Source organism: Prosthecobacter sp. (assembly GCF_044227185.1).
Taxonomy (GTDB): Bacteria; Verrucomicrobiota; Verrucomicrobiia; order Verrucomicrobiales; family Verrucomicrobiaceae; genus Prosthecobacter.
Genome location: NZ_JBGAFO010000007.1, coordinates 404,904 through 426,011 on the forward strand (window position 1 = coordinate 404,904; position 21,108 = coordinate 426,011).

Consider the following 21,108-nt stretch of genomic DNA (forward strand, 5'->3'; position numbering starts at 1 on the left):
AGCGGCCCTTTCCAAGAGGGCCAGGCCTGCTACCGTTCCGGTTCCCCCGCCGCTGACCCGTGCGGGGCCTTCCCCACACGCATGTCCAGCCTCATCACCGATCTTCCCGTCCTTCTCCGCCCGTTTGATGCCCGCACCCGCCAGGAGGCGGAGCGTCTGGTGGATGACGACGCGGTGCGCGGGCTGGAGCTGATGGAGGACGAGATGATGGCCGAGGTGCGGCTGGACGACCGCTCCGCCCAGGTGCGCTGGCTGCGTGGTGAGCGCGGCTGGCATGGCGAGACAGACGTGGACGATGACGACACGCTGGAAAATCTCGCCCTCTGCACCACGCTGGTGGCGCTGCAGCGCCGCGAGGCCCGCGGCACGCTGCCCATGACTCCGGTGGAGGAGGAAGATTTCGAGCATCAGCTCAGCACGAAGCTGGGCCGCCAGCTCACTCCGGATGAAGAGAATTATTTGAGCAAGGTGGAGAAGCGCTACGAGCGCGTGCGCCTCACCGGCAAGATCTTTGACCAGGACATGGTGCGCCTGCACTCACGCTGGGCCATCCAGACCGTGGAGCCACTGACGCTGTGGCCGGAGACACCCAAGTCCCTGCGTGATTTCTGGAACTACATCGCGCTCGCGCTCGCAGACAAGGGACTGGCCGTCCCCGTCTTCCTGCGCGGCATGTGCGATGTCGAAGGCACGCGCGAGGCCCTGCGCGAGTGGCGCCACGCCAGCACCGTGCCCACCTGGCAGAAGCGCATCCGCGAATTCATCGACTCACGCCAGGACGACCGCCACACCCACCGCCAGCCGCCGCGCCAGTGCGACTTCCGCCTGCTGGTCACGGTCAATGACGCGCGTCTGCAGATTCGTCTGGAAGGCGAAACGCCCTCCCCCTACACTACGGTGGATGCCGCTCTGCTGGACAACCTCCGCCGGGAGCACCGGGATGGCCGCATCGTGACCTCCGGCAACTCCGAGCTGCTCCTCGTCTCCTGCCTGGGCCAGAGCGAGGAAGACTGGAATGACTCTTTCCGTCTGGAGTCCAAGCACCACGCCCAGTGGCTTGCCACGCTGTTCCAGCAGTCCGCGCTCAATGAGCGCATCGTCACGCTGGACGAGGCTCCATTTCAGCGCGTGGCAGAACCCCTCCGCTGGGCCACCCGCCTGAGCCCGAACGGCCTGAATCTCACCCTGCAGCTCGAAACGGCAGACGGCACCCCCGCCCCGCTGCCACTGCGCATCCTGCGCGGCGTGCAGACCTTCTACTTGAGTGCCGACACACTCTTCCGCGGCCCCGTGTGGCTGCACGATGAGTCCCGCATCGACTCCGGCATCCTCATGCCGCTGGAGGCCCTCGCCACCGCGGAGGGCATCGCCTTCATGCGCGAGATCGACATTCCCGTGCCGGACGCCATCAAAAGCCGCGTGCGCCATGAGGACCTGCATGTGAACATCTCCGCCGCCTGCCTGGCCAAGACCTCCGGCACCAGCGGCGCGGAGTTTGTCACCTTCAAGGCGGATGCCGTGGATGCCGAGGGCCGTGTGCGCGAGACCCTGCGCTTCTCCGGCTGGCAGCCTGTGGATGAAAAAAAAACGGCTGAAGCAGACGACGCCATCGTCTGCCGCGACCGCCGCGCCCTGCGCGATGCCGAGGAGCTCATGAACCAGCTCCGCCGCACCTGGGACATGGAAAACGATGCCTGGCGCGTGCGCATGGCGAAGGATTTTCCGGACATGTTTCACGGCTGGGCCGCGCACCTGCCCGACAATGTTCACCTCAAGACAGACGAAAGCCTGCAGACCATCCTGGCAGATCCGCTCATCGCCCGCGTGCGCCTGGAGGCCACACAGGCAGGCAGCATCGACTGGCTGGACCTGCGCCTCGTCTTTGACATCGAAGGCATGGAGCTCAAGCCCGCGGACATCCGCCGGCTCATCGCCGCCAAGGGTGACTTCGTGCGTCTCGCAGACGGCTCCTGGCGCCGTGTGAAGCTGGAGCTCAGCGAGGAGCAGCAGGAAATGCTGGACCGCCTCGGCATCGACCTCAACGAGCACAGCGACGAAACCCACCGCATGCACTGGCGCCAGCTCGCGCAGGAAAATGCCGCGGAGATCGTCAATCCCAAGGCCTGGGGCAAGATCGTTGAGCGCATGGAGGAGGCCAAGCTCGATGCCCGCCCGCCGGTCCCCGAAGGGCTGAACGTCACCCTGCGCCCCTACCAGGTGGATGGCTTCCATTTCCTCACCTACCTCACCTCGAACCGCTTCGGCGGCATTTTGGCAGACGACATGGGTCTCGGCAAAACCCTCCAGGCCATCACCTGGGTGCTCTGGCTGCGCTCGCGCAAAAAAGCGGACGGCCCCCACCTGCCCGTGCTCGTGGTCTGCCCGAAGTCCGTGCTCGATGTGTGGGCTCTCGAGTTCAAAAAAGGCTCTCCTGACCTTCGCGTGCTCGTGCTGCATGAGCGCGATCTCTTTGATCTGAACCTCGTCATGACCCAGATCGATGTGGTCGTCATGAACTACGCGCAGCTCCGCGGCTTTGATGGCGAACTCGCCGCCGTGCGCTGGCTGGCTGCCATTCTCGATGAAGGCCAGCAGATCAAAAACCCCGACTCCAAGGCCGCCAAAGCCGCGCGCCAGCTCCGTGCGGACAATCGCCTCGTGCTCACCGGCACCCCGCTGGAAAACCGCCTGCTCGATCTCTGGAGCCTCATGACCTTCGCCACGCCAGGGGCGCTGGGAGAGCGCGCTTATTTCCACCGCCATTTCGACCGCCGCAAAGACCCGCGCGCCTCGGAGCGCCTCGCCGCGCGCCTGCGCCCCTTCCTCCTGCGCCGCACCAAGGCTCAGGTGGCCCGCGACCTCCCTTCCCGCAGCGAGGAAAACCTGCTCAGCGAAATGAGCGGCCGCCAGGCCGAACTCTACAAGGAAGAGCTCGCCCGCGCGCAGCACATGGTGCTCAACAGCTCCGGCTTTGACATGGTGAACCGCCGCCGCTTCGCCATCCTCCAGGCCCTCACCCGCCTGCGCCAGATCTGCTGCCACCCGGGCCTCATCGACAAATCCGCGGAAAACGAAGAAAGCGCCAAGCTCACCTCCACGCTGGAGCTCATTCAGGAGCTGAATGCCGAGGGCCACAAGGTGCTGCTCTTCAGCCAGTTCGTCTCCATGCTGAAGATCATCCGTACGAAGCTGGAGGAGCTGGGCCTCCCCTACCACTGGCTCACCGGCGCCAGCACAGACCGCGCGGGCATCGTGAAGGCCTTCCAGGAGGATGAAAAAGCCAGCGTCTTCCTGCTCTCTCTGAAGGCTGGTGGCGCCGGTCTGAACCTCACCTCCGCCTCCTACGTCATTCTCTATGATCCATGGTGGAACCCCGCCGTGGAAAACCAGGCCATCGACCGCGCGCACCGCATCGGTCAGACGCAGCCGGTGATGGCCTACCGCATGCTCACCAAGAGCACCATCGAGGAGAAGATCATGACCCTTCAGCACAAGAAGAACCTCATGGTCAGCAACGTCCTCGGCGAAGGCGGCTTCACCAGCCTCCTGCAGAAGGAGGACTTCGACTTCCTCTTCGACATCGAGGCGGAGCGCAGCGTGTAGAGTCCTCGCCCGCTCCCACATCGTCATCTCCCCCGCATCATGAGTCAGTCGCCCCCTTTGAGCCCGACAGAGATTCGTCTTCGGGACCCATTGACCGAGGTCTCACGAAAGGAGCGCACCGCATTGCTCGGCATTTCGACGATCGGCATCATCGTCGCCAAAACCGGCTTCGTGCCCTCAAAGATCTCCGCGCTTGGCATCGATTTTTCCTTCACCGACCAAAAAATGCTCTACCGCGCTTTGGCAGGGGTCATTGGTTACTTCGTGGTCGCGTTCGTTCTTTACGCCGCATCCGACTTCGTGGCCTGGCGCGTCGCCTGGTTGAACGCCATGCGCGCGGCCACTCGCGCGCGTCACGAACGCAAGGCCTCGCAGGCGGCCTCCGAACTGCATCAGGCCGTTGAGGAGGAGCTCAGCGTCCAGTTTCGCAATGTTCCTTATGCGGTGAGCTCCGCGATCTCATCGCTCCGCGCCTTGTTCGATTTTGCTGTTCCCGTGGCCATCGGAATTTGGGGAATGACAGCAACGCTTTTCGTGCAGCCACAGCCTTCAGCAGCGCCGCCTGCCATTTCGGCGCCAGCTGATCCCACGCCGCAGCCTGGGAAAACCGCACCCCCGTGAGATCTGCCCCAGTCTCATTTAGTCAAGACCACCAGTTGCCGCAACTCCCCTGCGGTGCATACTCGCCCACCTCCGTGCGCACGCTCCTGTAGCTCAACGGTTAGAGCAGGGGACTCATAATTCAAGAATGGCGTTTTGCGTGGTTTTGCACAGTTTTGCAAAACATATCAGTTGATTGAAAATCAGCAGATTAATTCAGGTGCGGCTTTGCACAGCTTTTCACGGTTTTGCCCCCTTTTCACGTTCGACCGTAGAAAAGGACCGTGAAAAATAGAGACCCGATTTTCGAATGCTGCATCGGCTCTGAAATCGATTGTGATGTGTGAGCTATTGCAGGTAGCCGTTGGCTTTGAGCCATAAAGCAAGAGCCTCGGCCACGATGTCGCGCTGTGTGAACGGATCGAGCCTTTGGATTTTCCTTTCCATCGAAGCCCTGAGTAGCGCGGTGCTGATTTCCGGCTCAATGCGGACGTTCAGGGATACCACTCCTGCCATGGTGAATGACTGCCCTGCCCCGATTGCGGGTGCTGGCATAGGTGCTTGCGGAATGAATTCTTGTTTCAATGCTGGTTTGGCCATTGGTGGTTCCTCCTTCCTCGTGGTTTGTTTTGGTTTTGGCTTCGGTTTTGCTTTTGACATGGGCTCCGCAGGCATGCCCTTATTCAGGAATGCCTGTTCCTCTGGTGAAAGCGCATCGTCGAGTGAGCGTCGTTTAACCACGGGTCATTTCCTTCATGAGCTGTTGCATCTCGTGTGCTGCCAGAAGTGAACTTGCCCCCATCTGCCAGACAACCTTGGCCTGTCCTGCGGCATCTGCGAAGCTCTGGCGCATCGAAAGTCCTGCCAGCATAGGAACGCCAAGCTTTTTGGCGGCGGCCATCATTTCACGGCTCAGACGTCCGCGCTTCTGGAGCTTGTTGGGAATGAGAGAACCTGTAGGCTTTCCTTTGCGGGTCTTTTGGGCCTCGCGAAGGAGTTGCACGGCTTTGGAAGCGGCGCGGAGATCAAGAATAGACGGTCCACATGGCAAAAATACACGATCAGCGCGGAGCATGATTGCTCTGGTTGTGGCTGAAAGCCCTGCGGGGCCGTCAATGACAATGTCATTCGCATCAGTCGCCAGTTTGGAGACCCGATGAATTATGTCTTCCGGTGAGTCGATTTTCTCCAAGGTGATGGGAAGGCCGAGCTCCTGAATCCATTGTGAAGCCGAAGACTGAGGGTCTGCATCAATGAAGATGACAGTGCGTTTCTTTTTGGCGAGCCATGCTGCAAGGTGAACAGCAATGGTTGTCTTGCCGACGCCGCCCTTTGAATTTGTGAGTCCGTAAATCATTCCTGCTCCTTGATGCAGGATAAACACATCATTCAAAGCATGGTGGAAATGCTCACCTTTGCCCTGCCCCACAGGTTCATTTTCTCTGAGCTGGTTGTAAACTTGCAACACAGCAAGCTGGATGGCTTGCTAGCTAGCAAGCTAGCTTTCTTGAACCTGTTCTACTGCGGGTCTCCGGTTGTGCCGCCGATACGGATTAGCGGTGTGCATTCCTCGGAGTCATGAGTGAGGTCGTAATTTGGACCCGAGCTGCATGTCGAGAGTGGAGATGATATTATCCCGCCATATCCATCACCGCGGTTGCCGATGGCTCCTGATACAAAGCTGCCTGAATTTGCATATCCATCATCAATTTTACTATCCAAAGATAACATGTCACGCGCCGTTAGCGCAGCGTTTGCACTTATACTCGTAATGAAATGATGCCATGTATCATTGGCAACTTGGAGTGGGGATAAAATAACGTAATAGTTTTGATGGCGCGACTTGTCGGCATGAAATTGATCTAATGTTAGAGGAAGACTGATGAAAAACGAATTGGCACGGCCTAATCGTGACGCTGGAACATTACGTGAGGGACCACTGGTAAAAACCGGTGCACCAAAAGCACCACAAGCTGTCGCAGCATATATATCGGGAGCCATCGCATGCCAAAAATTTGCTATTTCACAAACATTTGCGTCGCCAAAATCATCCCACCCGCAATTGGCCGTGGTGTCAATAACGCCATCCCCATCACCCCCAAAGGCAGGAGCATCACCAGGGAGGTAATGATAGTTTTCTTTGAAGTTCGCCACCATCGCATCAAACTGCCCAATCTGGCGAACTGTAGCATTTATCTTGGCGGTGCTAATCATGCTTTGTGCGGCTAGAATGCCGCCGATCAAAAGGCCAACTATGACAAGCACAATGGAAAGCTCAACGAGCGTAAAACCACTTCTCTGCCTCATGCGTTGCATCCTCCCTTGAGGTCTGCTTAACAGATTGATAAATCAAAGACAAGCTTCGGGGCGCTTTTGATCGGAATAGAACCGATGCTGTTTTGTCAAACTTGCCGTCGGCAGACGAGCCTCTCAAAAAGGCGCGTCGGCTGCCGACGGGTTTAAGTGTTTTATTCTTTACTGTTTAAATAAGGTTTAAGGATCTGAGGATGCGCTGGTTGCTTGAACTTGAGGGCTGTTGAAGTCGCTTGCCCCACGATAATGGGTCGTTGCCCCCACGATGCCAAAGTCGTTGCCCCCACGATAGTTAGTCGCTGATGCCCCGATATGGTCGTTCGCCCCACGTTATCAGGGGTCGCTGGCATGACGATAGCATAAATGTCACACCTCAAAAGCCTTCAAAAGGTCGCTGGCACCACGATATTGTACTTCGGGCCGAAACCTGATAAGACGAAGTCATGGGCAGAATGATAGAGGGCGGAATCAAAGAACATCAAGACCTTGCGAGATTCGCAGCCTCCACTGCTGACATCACTCCCAAGGATCAAATCGACCTGATGGCCCGAAACTGGTTCAGCCTGACACCCGGCAGAACGAAACCGATTGAACACGAATACGTGGACAGCAAAACGGGGCAGACAGAAACCGTGCGCATCACAGGCAGTTCAGAGCATGGCATTGCCACGATTTACGATCAGGATCTGCTTATCTTTGCCATTTCGCAATGGATTGACGCGAAACGCCTTGGAATGGAGCCTTCACGCCGGATTCACTTCACGCCATATCAATTTTTTGCGTGGCTCAATATTGCTCCGCATGGCACGGCATACAACCGGCTCAAGGATGCGCTGCACCGTCTCAAAATGACCAGCATTCAGACCACGATTCGCTCTGACTCCTCGAAAAGAAAGCGTAACCGCATCCGTCAGTTCTCCTGGATTTCTGAATGGGAAATCACTGAGGAACAAGGTGAGGTTCGCGGGATCGAAGTGGTTCTTGCTGAATGGCTGTTTGAAAGCATTCAGGGGTTCCATGTCCTGACCCTCGACAAAAAATATTTTGAAATTCCTGGCGGTGTTGAGCGCTGGCTTTATCTCTACGCGAGAAAAGCCACGGGCGGGCCGAATGGCGTATGGAAAGAGACCTTCAAGAGCCTGTATCAGAAATCGGCATCTCAACAGGAGTACAAGCACTATGCGAGCACGCTCAGAAAGCTGGTGCAGAAAAATGACCTTCCCGGATTTCGACTGGAGAAAGTGAGTTCGACTCAAGGCAAAGACATGCTTCTCATGGAGCGTACAGAAAAGCGTGCCGCGATTGAAGCCAAGGAGATGCCAGTTCAGGAGAAGCAGCTCGTGCTTATCGAACGTTCACCCCTTGAGGAAGCATGGGAGAACGTGCTGGAAATCATGCGCAAACAAATAGGAACAGACCAGGTGAAAGCGTGGCTGGAAAAGTTGCAGCTTGGCGAACTGGTGGACGGCACCCTCACCTATCGCACAAACCTAAAATTCGTGGCTGACTGGGTAGAAAACAATTTCAAGCACAAGCTGGAATCAGCATGGCATTCGATGGGGCACCCTGTGAATTCAGTTCGCATCGAGACAAAGGGCCGCAAATCAGCCGCCTAGAGTCTGCCGAAAATACTCGATGGCCTCATTCAAAGTCGCAGCTTTTTCCGTGGTTCCTGTGTCAGCGTTATTCGGGTCGGGATGGACGGCTTTGATGAGATAGCGGTAATTCTGTTCGGCCTGCTCCAGGGAATATGGCGGCATCAGCCTCAGCACCTCTGCAAAGCGGAACTCCAAAGCCTTCGCCTCCTGCGCTTCTACCGTTGTCTGGGGAGGTCGCTTCGCTCGTGGCTTGCGTGTTCCTGCCGTTGGCAATGGCACTTCAGCAGCGCCGCTCCCTGGCATTTTCTCCTCGGCATCTTCGATGATGTCCTCATGCTTTTTCTCAGAACGGAGGCCATACCAGAAATTGATGAACTCCTTCAGCCACATGGCAGCGGCCACGAGGAGCAGCCATGCTGAAAGACTGTGTTCTGCGAAAAAGGCCCGAAGCATAGCTGCTGAGGTTAAAACCAGAAAAGGTTCGACCCAGAGATGCACGATGAGTTCAGAGCGAGGGTTGCCGCGAAGCTGGCTAAAGCCGGGGAGCCGCAGCAGGTGCGAGGTCCCTGAATAGAAATCGTGCTTTCCCTGCCTGCCCACTTCCCTTGAAAAGGCCAACAGGAGGTGCAGCAGATACAATGCAGCAGCGACAAGACCGAAGCCCGCGACGGCCCAATATCTGGTCCAGGCGCCCTGCTCCGTCCACGCGTAGATCGAGAACAGAAGCTGCGCCCAGACAAAGGCGAGAAACACGACTTTGGGGCTGAGGAAAGAGAAACCGAACCCGGAGCGCAGGAACACGATGGCCGGCATTGCCAGCCAGTGCAGGATGGGGCTCAGGATGGGAACGCTCGGCTGTGCTCCTGTCGATTGAATTTGCCGGTCCTTCATGTGTGGTTCTGCTTAGCGTTACCCTGCCCTATGCCTTTTGCGAAAAGACATGCCGGATGAAGTTCTGCGCGACTGGCTCACCCTTCTTGGTGGCGAGCCAGCGCCGCCCTCCCTGGAACATGATGGAATCCACCATGAAGTCCGATTCTGCACCGCCCGTGCGCAGCATGGTGAACTCCTGTGGCTGCACAACATACTCAACGACCATGCTGCCCCCGGCGTTCTGGCTGAGTCCTCCGGCTCCGCGAGCCATCGCCTCGGAAAGGCCACCGTAAAACGTGGCCTGCCGGGTTTTGCCGATGGAATCTGCTGCCCAGTTATTCGTCGTGGGGTCGCCATTGGCGTGAAAAATCTTGGTTTGCAGGTTCCCAAGAAAGCTCTCGGCGTCGGAGCGCGAGTTGTGGCCGCCGAAAGCGGAAAAATAGCTTGGGAGGTTTTGGGTCAGGTAAACGGTGCAGGCGCGGGAGCTGCGAGCCGTGCTCTGAAAGAGAGCATCGTAGGAATTGACGAAGAACTGTGATTCGTCGGCCCATAGGAAAACGGGACGCACTGCGGCCTGGGCCGCTTCACGGCTCATGCCCGCAGAAATCCTTCGCTCCACGGCCCGCTGCCAGATGAACTTGAAGAGTACCTGGGCGAACTGCCCCAGCTCATTAAATTCCTTCACCGGCAGGTTGAGGATGATGATCTTGCCGTTGAACGTGTCCTCAGGGGTAAAGGTGAGGTCGGTGCAGAACAGATCCCGCAGCAGTCCACGGAGAAAACAATCGGCCATGCTGGTGAAGGTGGAGACGATGACGGAGCGGGTTTCCGGGGCAAGGGACGGGAATTCTCGCAGCCAGAAGCCCCGCGTCAGCTCCAGGTCGTTCGCCCTGCCCTTGTCGTGGGTTTTTGCCGCCGCCACTTCCAGCAGTGCGAAGCAGGCCGAGTTCTTCTGCCAGTCGGTGTTGTTCGCCTCGTCCGTACTGCGCGGAGCTGACGTGATGATCCGGTAGAGAGAAGGCAGGTCAATGTCGTCGAGCGCCAGCACGGCGAGGTCGATGGCATTGCGCAGAAGCTGCTTCAGAGTGCGCTGCCAATAGGCATCATTGCCACCACCCTGCCCTTGTTTTCGCTCGGCGGCCTCCAACACGCTGCAAAACAAGTTCACGAGATTTTCGGTGTGCCCTGCCCCTGTTCCAGGCCGCTTCAGTTCGTAGCGCAGGAAATTAAAACGGTGGGGGGAGCCGGGACCGACAATGAGCAATTCTGACTCACGGCCTGCGGCTCTGGCGTAACGCTTCCACGACAGCACTTCATCGTTCTTGGCGGTCAGAACCAACCCGCCCAGATTGGACTCCATGAACGCCTTGGCGAGCGCCTGCCCGCTGCCAGATGATTTGCCAGACCCGGTAGCTCCCAAAATCTGGACACCTTCAAAAGCATCTTTCAGGCACCAGTAGTTTTCGGCCCTGCTGGTCTTGCCGTCTGCGCTCAGTTCCAGGAGAGCTTCGTCATCGTCGGGCCAGTTTCGTTGTCCTGCCGGGGCAGGTTGGGGACGCTTGGCGAGGCTGAATTCATCCATGAGGGGGAGAGCGTTCGGGGACTCTTCAAGCTAGCCGCGCAGCCGTTCTGCGGCGAGCAAAAAGACAGCCTAAGCACTGCTTAGGGGAGATGTCTGAAGATCAAATTGCTATGTTGCTAGCTTGCTAGTTTCCTAGCTTGGTAGCCGCCTTGCTAGACGGCAAACTTGCTCGGGAGCCGCCTTCCCAGCTTGCTAGCTCGCAACCTGACAAGGTGGCAAGTTCGCTGCCTTGCTGGCTCACTAGGCAGCTCGCAAGCAGGCAAGTTTTGCCGGGTAATCGGCGAATATGGATTCAGGGGTTCAGATGTGGTACAATGCCCCCCGATGCTCAGAGTTGTGGCGCATACCAGCGCGGCAGCCGCCCGCAAATATTATGCGGAAGGTCTGAAACGCGAAGACTACTACTCCGAAAAACAGGAGGTGGTAGGCAAGTGGCATGGCCAGGCTGCCAGCCTGCTTGGGCTGTCCGGGCAGGTGGACCGGGAGCAGTTCGCGGCGCTGGTGGAGAACCGGCATCCACTCACCGGAGAGAAGCTGACACCCCGCACGAAGGAGGGTCGCCGGGTTGGATATGACCTCAACTTCCACGCGCCAAAAAGTCTCTCAGTCCTTTATGCAATGACCCAGGACAAGGATGTCCTGACGGCGTTCCGGCAGGCTGTTGCCGAGACCATGACGGAGCTTGAGGCGCGGGCCGAGACACGAATCCGGCGGAAAGGCAGTCAGGAAAACCGCGTCACTGGCAACCTGGCCTGGGCGGAATTTGTGCATTTCACCTCGCGGCCAGTCGGGGGCATTCCCGATCCGCACCTGCACGTCCATTGCTTCACTTTTAACGCGACCTTCGACCAGACGGAGGCGCGATGGAAAGCGGCGCAGTTTGGGGCCATCAAACGCGAGGCGCACTATGCCGAAGCGGCGTTTCATGCGCGGCTGGCGGCGAGTCTCACGGCGCAGGGTTATGTCATTGAGCGCCGGAAAAGCGGCTGGGAAATCAAGGGGATGCCCGCCAGTGTCATTGCCAAGTTTTCGCGGCGCACCGCTCAGATTGAGCGGCTGGCCGATGAAATGGGGGTCAAAGATGCCAAAGCAAAAGATGCTCTTGGGGCTGCGAGCCGGGAGGGGAAGAGGCATGGCATGACGTTTGCAGAACTTCTGGCGGCGTGGAGTGTCCGGCTCACGGATGATGAAAAGGCGCAGATTTCAAAGGTTTGCTATGATCGCGGGCAGGGCGGGGCCGAAAGAGTAACCGCCGCTCAGGCTGTGGATTACGCCATTGCAAAACTCTTCGAGCGGCAATCGGTGGTGGAGCGCGGCCACATTCTGGCGGCGGCACTCCGCCACGGGGTAGGCCACACATCGCCGGAAGCCATCAAGGCTGAATTCGAGCGGCGGCAACTGATTGGCCGCAAGATCGGCGATGAGCATCTTTGCACCTCGGTAGATGTACTGGCGGAAGAAATCGCCCTTCTGGCCTTTGTCCGTGCTGGCCGGAATTCTTCCATGCCGCTAGGCGGCAAAGGCAGGCTTACATTTTCTGAAAAGCTCTCCGAAGAACAGCGGGCAGCGGTCAGGCACCTGCTCACCAGCCGCGATCAGGTGATGGCAATTCGCGGCGGGGCAGGCGTGGGCAAGACGACTCTTATGAAGGATGCTGTGGGAGCCATTGAGGCGCGGGGGCTCAAAGTGTTCGCCTTTGCTCCCTCTGCCGTCGCTTCGCGGGAAACTCTCCGGGAAGCGGGATTTGCCGGTGCTGATACGGTTGCCCATCTGATGCTCAATACAAAGCTGCAGCAGGAGGTTCGCGGGCAGGTCATCTGGATCGATGAGGCGGGCCTACTCGGCACCCGTGATTTGTGGTACATCATGGAAATAGCCGGGCCTTCGACCCGTGTCATCCTGACTGGCGATACCGCGCAGCATGCGCCAGTGGCGAGGGGTGATGCGTTCCGCATCCTGCAACAACATGCTGGCCTTCGGGTCGCTGAAGTGTCGGAGATCCGGCGTCAGGAGGTCGAGGATTACAAAAAGGCCATCGAGGCCATCAGCAAAGGCGACCTCAGAAGTGGTTTCAGGCGTCTGGACAGTCTTGGAGCTTTTATTGAGATCGCCGATGAAGATCAACGCTACCGGGAACTGGCGGCTGATTTTATTGCCCTGGGCCGACGGGGTGATTTCCCCCTGGTCGTCTCCCCGACTCACGCGGAGAGCGCCAAGGTCACGAATGCCATTCGTGAGGCTCGACGGGAGGCGGGACAGCTCGGCGCGGAAAAGCGGTTCCTTCAATACCAGAATATGCAGTGGGAGGAAGCGGAGCGGCAGCTTCCCGAGAACTACCGCGCAGGTCTGGTAGTTCAGTTCCACCAAAATGCCAAAGGCGTGAAGCGCGGCGAGATTTTCAAGGTGCTGGGGCAGGGCGAGGACGGAACTGTTCGTGTTCAGAATCAGGTCGGGAAACTCTGCACGCTGCCATTAAAGGATGCCTCGAAGTTTTTGGTTTATGAGCAGCGCGAGATTGGCCTGGCAAAAGGGGATCGCATCCGCATCACCCGAAACGGCGAGAGCACGAACGGTAAACGCCTGAACAATGGCAACCTCCTGACTGTGGAGAAGTTTGGCAGGAAGGGCGAAATCGTCCTCAGCAATGGGGCAATTCTTCCGGCAAACCACGGCCATATCGCGCATGGCTACTGCCAGACCTCACATTCCAGCCAGAGCAGGAGCGTCCGCGATGTGCTGGTGGCGCAAAGCGCGGATTCGTTCCTTGCCAGTTCCCGTGAACAATTTTATGTATCGTGCAGCCGTGGCAAACAAACCATTCGCATTTACACCGACAACCGCCACGAATTACAGCAGGCGGTCGGCAACACATCCACTCGGATGTCCGGCGTTGAACTGGCGGAACTGACCCCGAAAGAACTATCCAATTTCATGAACGGCGAACTGGGGGCAAAACAATGGCGGGAGGCTGTTCAGAGCCGCAAGGGGCTGGACGGCGCGAAAACCTTCGTCAAGCAGCTCACTGAGCATCGCAAGGTTGAGCCGCGCAAAACCGGCGAGGTCATCGACTGGAAGGGTTATGTCGAAATGCGCCGCAAGCTGGCTGGACCAGACGGCAAAAGCCGCTCCAAGGGCTATCCTGCTGCACCTCGGAAAGGCGGTCAGAGCAAAGGCATTACAAGGCCCAAGATCAGCCAGCACTCGGCGGCAAGGGTGGCTGAGCTGAAAGCATCGCATGAGGCCAAAAAGGCGGAGGCGGCCAAGGAAAAGCCGGTGGTATCGAAAGCTCCTGAAAAACGTCAGGATCGGCAGACGAAGGCTTACCAGTCAGCGGCCAGTCATTTCAAAAAAGTGGCTGAGAAAGTGCGCGGCAAGTCTGCGCCTGGAGATCAGGAAAAAACGGTCAAGATGGGCAGGGCGACAGTAAAACCCGTGCAGCAAAGCAATGCGTCGCGGGCGGCGGCTCATTCCAAAAAGGAAAAGGCCGCCAGTATGAAGAAACCTGACGCGGCACAGGTTAAATCAAAAACAGCAACCCAGACGAAGCAGGCGGCTCCGCCTCCTCCCGTCATCAAGAAATGAGGCACCATGGCTGACAAGATTGATGAAATTCTGAAAAAGCGGCAGGCGGCTGAAAAGCCCGCTGAAGTGACGCCTGACGGCGACAAGTTCTTCTCCATTCTGATGGCCGAAGGGTTGCAGGAAAATTTTCTGGAGCTGCAGTTCCGCAACGGACTGCAAACCTGCTTTAACTACGCGGATCTGCTGTGGTTCAACCATGACCCCGAGAGCGGCTGCATTGATCTGGAAATCGGCGGATTCCTCATCACGATCAAAGGCCGTGGCCTGCGACCGCTTTTCCTGGGCGTCAAAAACAAGCGCGTTGCCTGGGTGAGGGAGGCTGATAGTGGCCTTCAGGACCACAAGGACAACGAGTGCTTCATTGAAGAAATCAGCATTACACCGCCGAAGGGATTTGCTGAGGAAACACCTGACTCTAACTAAACCCACATGAACTGGCGCATCCTCAAGGCGTTCCCAAAATATGTCATCGCGCTTGGCGTGGTGGTTCTGAGCACGGGGTTGTTTGGCATATGGTGGTGGTTAAAGCGACCGGCACCGTATAAGGAGAGCACAAAGACAGGCCCTGTTCCTGCTTTAGTGGCTTCAACCAAAGCCAAGGCTGATGCGCTCCCTGCCAAACTGGGTTGGCTGGCCCTGGTGGGCAGTGACCTTTATGACATAAGCACTGGCGAGCTGCTTTTTAAAAACTGGCTGAAGGGCATTCCTCTGCGCGTGTTTTACTATCCTGAAAGCAGGAACCTGATGGTGCAGGCGGAACGTGGGATAATGAGATTCGGGCTGGATGGCAAGCAGGACGGAGTGATGGGCGTTGATACGCCCCCCGCATTCACCAATGACGGCAGCCAGGCGATGTATGTGAAGGACGGTGACATCTGGGTCGCCGGGATTGACTGGACTGCGTTCAAGTTTGTAAACGAGCGGCAGGCCACCCGTTACGGTCAGTTCAGCGCCCCGTATTTCTCGGCAAATCTGCCACTTGCTTCTGAAAAGGCCTGCCTCGTCAACCAACAGAACAAGCTGCTGCGCGTGGATTTGAGCACGGGTGATTTGAAGCAGATGAAACTGCCATTGCAGTACAACATGAAACGACGTTCGCCGGACTGCAAAATCATGCTCGGCGAGGAAGAAGGACAGCTTTTTGTCTTCGACATCGACAAGACTGAGGCAGCGATGTTCCCCAACACCACAGGCAGGGTTTCCGATTATCAGTGGCTTAACAATGAAGCTTGCGCGATTCTCAGTGGCAAGACGTTGAGAATCTTCGACCGCAGCTCGGGCAAGATCGGGGCGATAGCTCTGCCGATTGACTGCCAGCGGATTTCCATGCCGTCGCTTAATGGGCGGTATGTCCTGTGCGCCGGGAGCAGCGGGCAGGTGCAGGTGGATTTGAAAACGAAGAAGGCCGAACGAGTGGATATTCAGGGGAATCACTTCGCATGGGTGAACGACGACACATTTATTTTTTCACGGGAGATTCCGGACATGAAGCTTCGCGGCACTTGGCTCAAAACCATTGGCAGTGAACCGCAGCGGGTGATGGAAGAACCCTATCCGGTCGGCTACGACAAGTCGGCTCCGGTGGCATTGATGCGCGAGCTTGGTGTGGTGGTCTTCGCCACCCGCAATGCGTTGTTCAGAATGAAAACGGACGGCACAGAACTGCGTGAGATTGCCAAACTCAATCAACCTGTGGGGAGAATTCAGGCGGTGGAGATGTGGGGAAGGTAATCACTCCTCACTGTGGAATTCCGACTGAGCCGCCAATACGGATAAGAGGGGTGCATTCGTAAGTATCATGAGTTAGGTCGTACCTTGCACCAGATGAGCAGGTGGCGAGAGGGGTTGAATTAATTCCGCCCAAGTTGGAGTAGCAGTTACCAATACTACCTGATAGAACATAACCGCTATTAGCAAGCCCATCGTCCATTTTAGAATCTAGTGCAAGTAGATCAACAGGCTTCAATGAGGAGTTGGAAGAAGTGGTGGTATCAAATGCATACCAGCCAGTGCCACCGTTCGCAAATTTTCCCTGTGAAGCGTTAAGTATAGCGTAATAATTTTGTGAAGTCTGGGTTAGGCAGCTAGCATAAAGCCCAATAGCAGATGCTATAAAAAAAGAATTTTCAGAGCCCAATTTTGCAAGGGGCGCGGCCATTAATAATCCGTTAGTTTGTGTGGCGATACCAGGTTGGATGCAGGCTCCCGCCCCTTTATATTTTTCAGGCATCAAATTATTCCAGAAATTTCCGATTTCACAGCTAAAAGTAGTAAAATCCCCCCTGTATCCACCTGATGCTGTTCCTGCAATAACCCCATCTCCGTCACCACCAAAAGCAGGGGCATCACCCGGCAGGTAGTGATAGTTTTCTTTGAAGTTCAGTACCATGGCATCGAACTGCCCAATCTGCTGAACCTGAGCATTGATTTTAGCAGTGCCAATCATGCTCTGCGCGGCAAGAATGCCGCCGATGAGAAGGCCAATAATGACAAGCACAATTGACAGTTCAACGAGCGTAAAACCACTTCTCTGCCTCATGCGTTGCATCCTTCCTTGATGCCTGCATAACAGATTGATAAATCAAAGACAAGCGCAATGGCGCTTGTGAACGGGCATTAGCTTCACTTCGCCAGCAATCGTGGCATCACGTCCTCGACGACTCGCATTGGGTTCATAACGCCGCCGACAGGCGGCAACCACAAGGGAGGGCAGGGCGGGCACATCACGAAACCGCAAAGTGAGCGCAGCGAACGTTAGCGCCCAAAGTGACGCCTCCCCCTTGGAGGCGTCACCATATGCGCTCTATGAGCGCCTGGAGATGATGCCTCGCACAGTCGCGGCCACAGATTCTAGCGGCTGGCGCATGGGGTCGCCAGTCCAGCCCATGCAGCCAGCGCGGATTGCGAGCTGGCTTTCCAGCTCGTCAAATTCCGCGTCGGTGAGGTCTGCTGTTTCCATGAGCTCGGCATCAGAGAGGGCAAGCAATGCTTTATCGTGGGCACTCATGGCAGAACCTCCGGCTGAATGTTCAGGATGTAGTTCGCTGCCTTCTGCGCCTGCGATGCGGCGCGAATGATCCAGCCTTTCGCGTCTTTGCCTTTGAGGGCATCAATCCAGCTTTGCAGGTAGGCGGCTGAATTGCTGATTTCATCCTCCATGATGCCGGCGTGAGCGTTCAGGAAGGAAGCGCCCATTTCTGCAACGAGTTCTTCCTCGGCATAGGTCTTGCGGCCTGTGCCCTCTGCTTCAATGCCCTTGTTCTCAAGCAGGGAAGCTCTGGCAAGGCGTGAGGCGTGCCCTGTCGAGTGTGCCAGTTCGTGAAACAGCGTTGAATAATAGGCTTCTTCACTCTCGAAAAAGCCACGCTCTGGCATGTTGACACTGTCAGTCTGTGGCCGGTAGCAGGGAACCGCGCTTCCTTCACGTATGGCCGGAGCATTCGGCATGCTTGAAACAATCTCGCGAGCACGGACGGTCTTTTCGGTGATGGTAAGCTCTGGCAGGTTTTCAGGCTGCGGGAATTCAATTCCTTCAATCTGCGAGGCATGAAAGACGGTGTAAGCCTTCAGAAAGCGGCGGGTTTCGGCGCTTTCGTCTCCTTGTGCTGGTGCTTCGTCCTCCTGCTTTGTGTAGGTGCCGTATTTGACAACAAGGGAGCCGCGTTCGCCTTTCCTCACATGGCCGCCAAGCTCCTTGGCCTGAATGAAGGTCAGGAAGTAAGGCGAGGTGTAGCGCAGGCTTCCAAGCAGAAAGACGTTAATGCCATGATAGGCTCTGCTTGTTGAGAAGTTGCGGGGGAACCCCACCTTTGAAAAGTAGGGTGATTTCCAAGGGACGGTCCCTTGCTCTAGCTGGCTGATAATGCGGTCTGTGACCTGTTGGTAGATGTCTTGCTTCATATAGTTTCCTCTGGTTAGCGTTTTCGCGAACAGCACTCAGGCGCGCGCAAAACATGCGTGACCAAAGCCGGAGGAACGGGAGGCAGTCAGAGGGAGGCTCCGAAGGAGGGGCATCCCCAAAGTCCCGCAGCGAGGCACGAGAGAGGACAATTTGGGGACCCCTTTGGATGCCCTTGACGGAATCACGACCGAAGGCACCAAAGCCGCTGAGCAGCGAAGCAGGCGAGCGGCGTTTATGACTGCCTTTGGCAGCAGGATTCACACGGAAGAAGCCGGCAGCGAAGCGGAGGGTTAGGCAGCAGCGTAGCTGTCCGGCTTTCTTCGGTGTTTCTGGGGCTTGCAGTGACGTGGTTCGGCCCGCCGCGCTTTGACTCCTCAAAGCATGCTGAAGGCGGGACGAATGGCGTCACGCGGCAGGCGAGGGCGTTACGGGACACTTCCCGTTAGAATGGGTAGCCGCCCACAGAATGTAGCGGCGAGGGAAAGTCCTTTCCCTTTAAATGCACAATCCCGAATTCAGACACCCTGTTGCACTACACTCAGCAATCTGGTAATCACCTTTGATATGGAAGAACAGGCAAAGCGTCTGGCTAAATCAATCGTCTTGGCTTGTGTGCGTAATACCTCTATTGAGGATCTGCATACAGGAAAGGTGGCGCGGTCAGAGACAGGAGATTATTCAGACGTGCGAGTTGTCACTCCCCATGGCGATATTCCATGGAAGGAACTCAGCCGCATCAGCGACGATGAAATGAAATCGCTGATGAAAGAAGTCGTGGACAAGGTTTACACCGTGCTGGCCAGTCTTGATAACGCAGACTTCATGGCATCACTCAACAAGTGGGGCGACCGGAACACGGCGGCATGGGATGATCCTGAGTTGCTGCCCAATTTTGTACTGGGAGCCAAACAGGGCAAAGCTACCTAACGAGCACAATTGACAGCTCAACGAGTGTGAATTATTTCCTCACAGCAAGTCTCCAGTTGTTCCGCCAATGCGAATTATGGGGGTGCACTGAAAACTCGGGTCTGAAATGAGGTAGGCACTACCTGAGCTGCATCCTGAAGCAGGCAAAGACGTTACTGCGCCATAGCCTGCTCCCTGCCAATTGCCTACACTGCCAGATTTTACGTTTCCGGAATCAGCCATGCCATCATCCATTTTCGTGTCTATTGCCTGGAGATCCATCGGAGCAACAGCAGCGGTGGCTGAGCTAGTGGTTTTGACCCGATAAGCTCCCCAATCCGTTTGATATGGGCTTGTTATTACGATTGAATAATAATTAGCTCTTTGAGCCAAATCTATATAAGCGCCGTCCAGCGTTATTCCTCCCGCAATAAATGCCGAGTTTGGCCTGCCAATTTTGGCGGCTGGCGCATTTTTTCCAGGTCCCGTGACGGTTATGACTGTGATCATTACCCCATAACCCGGTGGTGCTGTATATTGCTCGGGGAAAAGCTGCCCCCAGAAATTTGAGATTTCGCCCATGAAACAATTTGCCGCCGGGCCTGTTGAATCAGTACCTGCTGCAATCAAGCCGTCGCCATTTCCACCAAATGCTGGCGCGTCCCCTGGGAGGTAGTTGTATTTGGCTTTGAAGCTCATCACCCCCGCATCAAACTGTCCGATCTGCCGTACTGTGGCATTAATCTTGGATGTGCTAATCATGCTCTGTCCAGCGAGGATGCCGCCAATGAGCAAACCGATGATGACCAGCACAATTGATAGCTCAACGAGCGTAAAACCATTTCTTCGCCTCATGTGCTGCCTCCTCCCTTGAGGCGTTTTTAACAGATTGATAAATCAATGACAAGCAGCGTGGCGCTTGCGAATGGAATGAGTATTGCTTCGCGAGACGATGTGTCATCCAGACCTCGGAGAGGCATTTTGAATTCATAATGCCGCCGACAGGCGCCCCCCCAATGGTGAGCACACTCAATATTTGGAGAACGCAGCGGCTGAGTTTTTTTCCAACAAGGCACTGATGTCATTGGCAGTGACTGCAAATTTCTTTCCGGCAGTTCTCATCGCATTAGACCCAGCCTCAGTGAGCTGATCAGAAGTCACACTGCCTTGAGCAAATTCCGCAGATGCTCGAACGAGTGCCTCGTTATCCAACAAAAGGTAGAGGGCAGCCGCCCGCAATATTGGCTCCTCTTCAGCTTGAATGTGCATTCTGAGCCTTCCGAAAAATGTAAGGGCCTTGTTTTGCAAATCTCTTCTCACCTGTTGTACCTCTTTCCTCTGTGTACAAATCCTCTGTTGAGAAGTCAATGGCTTGCGCCGGATGTGGAATTCATCCAGCGCATTCCATATTCAGGTGTGAGTCTAGCTACCGGACGCTTCAGTGCTGGGCATCAACAGGAGAAAGCAGGTTGCGATAGATCTGGGCATTGTTGCGAATGCGCTGAATGCGATATTTCACTGCCTCGTTATTGAATGTTCTGGGCTCGGTCTGCATCATGACTTCAAGTGCATCAGCCAAGTCGTTGCCGAATCCACAGTAACGGGCATAATCGTCAGCGAAGATCTCATCCTCGGCGACGCCGATCATGTGCAACATGTAGTCACCATTGAGAAAGCCGGGAACCGGAGCATTCACAACATGCCCGATTTCATGAAGAAGTGAGGCGATCATTTGCTGCGGCGTGAAAATCCCAGACGAGAGAGGGGCCGGATCTACAACGACCAGATGTTTTAACCCTCCTTCGATGGAGGCAGCAAGCGGGAGCCATGACGCTGGTGTATTATAAATGCTGATGCGAATGCCTGCTGCAGTGATCCGTGACGCTTCCTCAGGGGAAAGGTTCCACTGTGACGGCATGATGGAGTACTGCTTCATCCATCTCTGCGTTTTTGGGAAAAGGGCAATCTCGTCAAGCGAGGTGCCCGGGTTCGGGTATTCACGTGCGATGGTTTGATTCAAATCAGCAATTTGGGGCTGATTTCGTGTTTCTTGGGTGATTGGGAGCTTTTCAACTCCCCCGACAGCAGAGATTAAGTTCGTTTGCATGTGGGTATTGAGTGAACCCCAGGGGGCAATTCAAGGTGCTAGG

General features: G+C 56.3%; 18 protein-coding genes and 1 pseudogene. 7 read left to right on the forward strand and 12 right to left on the reverse strand.

Going from position 1 to position 21,108, the window contains the following annotated elements; genetic code table 11:
• The first annotated feature begins 81 nt into the window (after positions 1-81).
• Both ACILSQ_RS18325 and ACILSQ_RS18330 read left to right on the forward strand, forming a co-directional pair.
• Complete coding sequence (locus ACILSQ_RS18325; RefSeq protein ID WP_395745100.1) at positions 82-3,603, forward strand: DEAD/DEAH box helicase; 3,522 nt, start codon at positions 82-84, stop codon at positions 3,601-3,603.
• Positions 3,604-3,642: 39 nt separating this feature from the next.
• Positions 3,643-4,224 (forward strand): hypothetical protein, encoded by a 582-nt coding sequence (locus tag ACILSQ_RS18330; protein WP_395745101.1) that lies wholly within the window; start codon positions 3,643-3,645, stop codon positions 4,222-4,224.
• Positions 4,225-4,551: 327 nt separating this feature from the next.
• Here ACILSQ_RS18330 and ACILSQ_RS18335 read toward each other — a convergent pair whose 3' ends face one another.
• From ACILSQ_RS18335 to ACILSQ_RS18350, 4 genes and pseudogenes are all read right to left on the reverse strand, one after another.
• The gene (locus ACILSQ_RS18335) at positions 4,552-4,944 is read right to left on the reverse strand and encodes a hypothetical protein (protein WP_395745102.1); all 393 of its coding nucleotides are present in this window, start codon (positions 4,942-4,944) and stop codon (positions 4,552-4,554) included.
• Positions 4,937-5,668 (reverse strand): AAA family ATPase, encoded by a 732-nt coding sequence (locus ACILSQ_RS18340; protein ID WP_395745103.1) that lies wholly within the window; start codon positions 5,666-5,668, stop codon positions 4,937-4,939. The genes ACILSQ_RS18335 and ACILSQ_RS18340 overlap by 8 nt, the downstream gene beginning before the upstream one ends.
• A gap of 53 nt (positions 5,669-5,721) precedes the next feature.
• Positions 5,722-6,417, reverse strand: coding sequence for a hypothetical protein (locus tag ACILSQ_RS18345; protein WP_395745171.1), 696 nt, complete (start codon positions 6,415-6,417; stop codon positions 5,722-5,724).
• Positions 6,418-6,438: 21 nt separating this feature from the next.
• Positions 6,439-6,519 (reverse strand): annotated as a pseudogene (locus tag ACILSQ_RS18350) (prepilin-type N-terminal cleavage/methylation domain-containing protein); the annotation flags it as partial.
• A gap of 440 nt (positions 6,520-6,959) precedes the next feature.
• Between ACILSQ_RS18350 and ACILSQ_RS18355 the strand changes: the two are divergent.
• On the forward strand, positions 6,960-8,132 hold the full coding sequence (locus ACILSQ_RS18355; protein ID WP_395745104.1) for a replication initiator protein A: 1,173 nt from the start codon (positions 6,960-6,962) through the stop codon (positions 8,130-8,132).
• Here the strand turns inward: ACILSQ_RS18355 and ACILSQ_RS18360 are convergent.
• Both ACILSQ_RS18360 and ACILSQ_RS18365 read right to left on the reverse strand, forming a co-directional pair.
• Positions 8,121-9,005 (reverse strand): J domain-containing protein, encoded by an 885-nt coding sequence (locus ACILSQ_RS18360; RefSeq protein WP_395745105.1) that lies wholly within the window; start codon positions 9,003-9,005, stop codon positions 8,121-8,123. The two genes, ACILSQ_RS18355 and ACILSQ_RS18360, sit on opposite strands and share 12 nt — an antisense overlap.
• A 28-nt stretch (positions 9,006-9,033) precedes the next feature.
• On the reverse strand, positions 9,034-10,569 hold the full coding sequence (locus tag ACILSQ_RS18365; protein ID WP_395745106.1) for a type IV secretory system conjugative DNA transfer family protein: 1,536 nt from the start codon (positions 10,567-10,569) through the stop codon (positions 9,034-9,036).
• A gap of 324 nt (positions 10,570-10,893) precedes the next feature.
• Here ACILSQ_RS18365 and mobF point away from each other — a divergent pair, with 324 nt between their 5' ends.
• The 3 genes from mobF to ACILSQ_RS18380 are packed head-to-tail and all read left to right on the forward strand — an operon-like array spanning position 10,894 to position 15,882.
• Complete coding sequence (gene mobF, locus ACILSQ_RS18370; protein WP_395745107.1) at positions 10,894-14,151, forward strand: MobF family relaxase; 3,258 nt, start codon at positions 10,894-10,896, stop codon at positions 14,149-14,151.
• Between the two features lie 6 nt (positions 14,152-14,157).
• On the forward strand, positions 14,158-14,574 hold the full coding sequence (locus ACILSQ_RS18375; protein ID WP_395745108.1) for a hypothetical protein: 417 nt from the start codon (positions 14,158-14,160) through the stop codon (positions 14,572-14,574).
• Positions 14,575-14,580: 6 nt separating this feature from the next.
• Positions 14,581-15,882, forward strand: a complete 1,302-nt coding sequence (locus ACILSQ_RS18380) for a hypothetical protein (protein ID WP_395745109.1) — start codon at positions 14,581-14,583, stop codon at positions 15,880-15,882.
• Positions 15,883-15,889: 7 nt separating this feature from the next.
• Here the strand turns inward: ACILSQ_RS18380 and ACILSQ_RS18385 are convergent, their stop codons facing one another.
• The 3 genes from ACILSQ_RS18385 to ACILSQ_RS18395 form a co-directional block, all read right to left on the reverse strand.
• Positions 15,890-16,699: a prepilin-type N-terminal cleavage/methylation domain-containing protein gene (locus ACILSQ_RS18385; protein WP_395745110.1), complete on the reverse strand. Its 810-nt coding sequence runs from the start codon at positions 16,697-16,699 to the stop codon at positions 15,890-15,892.
• Positions 16,700-16,954: 255 nt separating this feature from the next.
• Positions 16,955-17,158, reverse strand: coding sequence for a hypothetical protein (locus ACILSQ_RS18390; RefSeq protein ID WP_395745111.1), 204 nt, complete (start codon positions 17,156-17,158; stop codon positions 16,955-16,957).
• Entirely contained in the window at positions 17,155-18,051 is an 897-nt protein-coding gene (locus ACILSQ_RS18395) for an ArdC family protein (RefSeq protein WP_395745112.1), read from the reverse strand. Before ACILSQ_RS18395 ends, ACILSQ_RS18390 begins: the two co-directional genes overlap by 4 nt.
• Before the next feature lie 565 nt (positions 18,052-18,616).
• Here ACILSQ_RS18395 and ACILSQ_RS18400 point away from each other — a divergent pair.
• On the forward strand, positions 18,617-18,979 hold the full coding sequence (locus ACILSQ_RS18400) for a hypothetical protein (protein WP_395745113.1): 363 nt from the start codon (positions 18,617-18,619) through the stop codon (positions 18,977-18,979).
• A gap of 39 nt (positions 18,980-19,018) precedes the next feature.
• Here ACILSQ_RS18400 and ACILSQ_RS18405 read toward each other — a convergent pair whose 3' ends face one another.
• The 3 genes from ACILSQ_RS18405 to ACILSQ_RS18415 form a co-directional block, all read right to left on the reverse strand.
• A complete protein-coding gene (locus tag ACILSQ_RS18405; protein WP_395745114.1) occupies positions 19,019-19,813 on the reverse strand; it encodes a prepilin-type N-terminal cleavage/methylation domain-containing protein in 795 nt (264 codons plus the stop codon).
• A gap of 174 nt (positions 19,814-19,987) precedes the next feature.
• On the reverse strand, positions 19,988-20,227 hold the full coding sequence (locus ACILSQ_RS18410) for a hypothetical protein (protein ID WP_395745115.1): 240 nt from the start codon (positions 20,225-20,227) through the stop codon (positions 19,988-19,990).
• 169 nt (positions 20,228-20,396) lie between these two features.
• Positions 20,397-21,065, reverse strand: coding sequence for a hypothetical protein (locus tag ACILSQ_RS18415; RefSeq protein ID WP_395745116.1), 669 nt, complete (start codon positions 21,063-21,065; stop codon positions 20,397-20,399).
• Positions 21,066-21,108: the final 43 nt, after the last annotated feature.

Excerpts from the sequence above, each read along its gene's own strand:
- ACILSQ_RS18415 (WP_395745116.1), bottom strand. The coding sequence starts at position 21,065 with ATGCAAACGAACTTAATCTCTGCTGTCGGGGGAGTTGAAAAGCTCCCA.
- mobF (WP_395745107.1), top strand. The coding sequence starts at position 10,894 with ATGCTCAGAGTTGTGGCGCATACCAGCGCGGCAGCCGCCCGCAAATAT.
- ACILSQ_RS18410 (WP_395745115.1), bottom strand. The coding sequence starts at position 20,227 with ATGCACATTCAAGCTGAAGAGGAGCCAATATTGCGGGCGGCTGCCCTC.
- ACILSQ_RS18385 (WP_395745110.1), bottom strand. The coding sequence starts at position 16,699 with ATGCAACGCATGAGGCAGAGAAGTGGTTTTACGCTCGTTGAACTGTCA.
- ACILSQ_RS18405 (WP_395745114.1), bottom strand. The coding sequence starts at position 19,813 with ATGAGGCGAAGAAATGGTTTTACGCTCGTTGAGCTATCAATTGTGCTG.
- ACILSQ_RS18375 (WP_395745108.1), top strand. The coding sequence starts at position 14,158 with ATGGCTGACAAGATTGATGAAATTCTGAAAAAGCGGCAGGCGGCTGAA.
- ACILSQ_RS18345 (WP_395745171.1), bottom strand. The coding sequence starts at position 6,417 with ATGATTAGCACCGCCAAGATAAATGCTACAGTTCGCCAGATTGGGCAG.
- ACILSQ_RS18360 (WP_395745105.1), bottom strand. The coding sequence starts at position 9,005 with ATGAAGGACCGGCAAATTCAATCGACAGGAGCACAGCCGAGCGTTCCC.
- ACILSQ_RS18330 (WP_395745101.1), top strand. The coding sequence starts at position 3,643 with ATGAGTCAGTCGCCCCCTTTGAGCCCGACAGAGATTCGTCTTCGGGAC.
- ACILSQ_RS18365 (WP_395745106.1), bottom strand. The coding sequence starts at position 10,569 with ATGGATGAATTCAGCCTCGCCAAGCGTCCCCAACCTGCCCCGGCAGGA.
- ACILSQ_RS18395 (WP_395745112.1), bottom strand. The coding sequence starts at position 18,051 with ATGAAGCAAGACATCTACCAACAGGTCACAGACCGCATTATCAGCCAG.
- ACILSQ_RS18400 (WP_395745113.1), top strand. The coding sequence starts at position 18,617 with ATGGAAGAACAGGCAAAGCGTCTGGCTAAATCAATCGTCTTGGCTTGT.
- ACILSQ_RS18355 (WP_395745104.1), top strand. The coding sequence starts at position 6,960 with ATGGGCAGAATGATAGAGGGCGGAATCAAAGAACATCAAGACCTTGCG.
- ACILSQ_RS18390 (WP_395745111.1), bottom strand. The coding sequence starts at position 17,158 with ATGAGTGCCCACGATAAAGCATTGCTTGCCCTCTCTGATGCCGAGCTC.
- ACILSQ_RS18380 (WP_395745109.1), top strand. The coding sequence starts at position 14,581 with ATGAACTGGCGCATCCTCAAGGCGTTCCCAAAATATGTCATCGCGCTT.
- ACILSQ_RS18325 (WP_395745100.1), top strand. The coding sequence starts at position 82 with ATGTCCAGCCTCATCACCGATCTTCCCGTCCTTCTCCGCCCGTTTGAT.